The 1,662-nt window shown below is 70.0% G+C and carries 1 protein-coding gene; it reads right to left on the bottom strand.

Going from position 1 to position 1,662, the window contains the following annotated elements; genetic code table 11:
- A partial coding sequence (locus G6027_RS15415; protein WP_182637933.1) for an Rne/Rng family ribonuclease occupies nucleotides 1-1,662 on the bottom strand: 1,662 nt, incomplete at both ends.

Below are 1,662 nucleotides of genomic sequence, written 5' to 3'. Positions count from 1 at the left end.
CCGCGGCCGCCTGCTCGGCCTCCTGACGGGCGATCGCGAGCGCGGCCGGGTGCGCGGCCGGCGCGGGCCCGTCCTTCTTGGGTACCTGCCTGGGTACCGGCGACGAGGAGGCCTGGGAGTCGGACTGATCCGACTCCGATCCCTTGCCGCCACGCTTGCGGCCGCGTCGCGAGCCGGGCTCGTCGGCATTGTGCGACTCGGTGTGGACCGGGTCGGCGTGGACGATCAGGCCACGTCCCTGGCAGTGCTCGCAGGGCGTGGAGAAGGCCTCGACGAGACCCGTGCCCACCTTCTTCCGGGTGAGCTGGACCAGCCCCAGCGAGGTGACCTCGGAGACCTGGTGCCGGGTGCGGTCTCGGCCCAGCGCCTCGGTGAGCCGCCGCAGCACGAGGTCGCGGTTGGCCTCGAGCACCATGTCGATGAAGTCGATGATCACCATCCCGCCCACGTCGCGCAGGCGCAGCTGGCGCACGATCTCCTCGGCCGCCTCGAGGTTGTTCTTGGTGACGGTCTCCTCGAGGTTGCCGCCCGAACCGGTGTACTTGCCGGTGTTCACGTCGATGACCGTCATGGCCTCGGTGCGGTCGATCACCAACGAGCCGCCGGAGGGCAGCCACACCTTGCGGTCGAGCGCCTTGGCCAGCTGCTCGTCCACGCGGTGGGTGGCGAACACGTCGACGTCGGGATTGTCGTACCGCTCGAGCCGCTCGGTCATCTCCGGTGCGACCCTCGAGACGTAGTCGTGAACGGTGTCCCAGGAGGTGTCGCCCTGGATCACCAGCGAGGAGAAGTCCTCGTTGAACAGGTCGCGCACCACCTTGACCAGCAGGTCAGGCTCCTCGTAGAGGGCCACCGGCGTGCCGGCACCGGCTGAGGTCCGCTCGGCGGAGGCCTCGGCGATCTCGGTCCACTGGGCCGCGAGTCGTTCGACGTCCCGGCCGATCTCCTCCTCGCTGACCCCCTCGGCCGCGGTCCGGATGATCACACCAGAGCCCTCGGGGACGACGTCCTTGAGGATCGCCTTGAGCCGACGCCGCTCGGTGTCGGGGAGCTTGCGGGAGATGCCGGTGGAGTTGCCGTCGGGCACGTACACCAGGAATCGGCCCGCCAGCGAGATCTGCGTGGTCAGGCGGGCGCCCTTCTGGCCGATGGGGTCCTTGGTGACCTGCACCAGGACCATGTCGCCGGGCCTGAGCGCCTGTTCGATCCGCCGGGCCTTGCCGCCAAGTCCGGCGGCCTCCCAGTTCACCTCGCCGGCGTACAAGACACCGTTGCGACCGCGACCGATGTCGACGAACGCGGCCTCCATGCTCGGGAGCACGTTCTGGACGCGGCCGAGGTAGACGTTGCCCACCATGGAGCGCGCGGACTCGGTAGTGACGAAGTGCTCCACGAGGACCTTGTCCTCCAGCACGCCGACCTGGGTCATGATCCCCTTGCCGTCGCCGCGCCTCTTCTCTCGGACCACCATCACGCGGTCGACGGACTCACGGCGTGCGAGGAACTCGGACTCGGAGAGGATGGGCTGGCGGCGGCGCCCGGCATCGCGTCCGTCGCGCCGACGCTGACGCTTGGCCTCGAGCCGGGTCGAACCGCTGATGCCCTGGACCTCGTCGTTCGACGAGGCCGAGCCGGAGGCCTGCCCGCCACGCGCGGGGCGAC

This window comes from Dietzia sp. SLG310A2-38A2, assembly GCF_014145095.1.
In the GTDB taxonomy this organism is placed as follows: domain Bacteria; phylum Actinomycetota; class Actinomycetes; order Mycobacteriales; family Mycobacteriaceae; genus Dietzia.
Note: the sequence above shows the minus strand (reverse complement) of the source record. Positions and strands in the feature narration are given on the sequence as shown.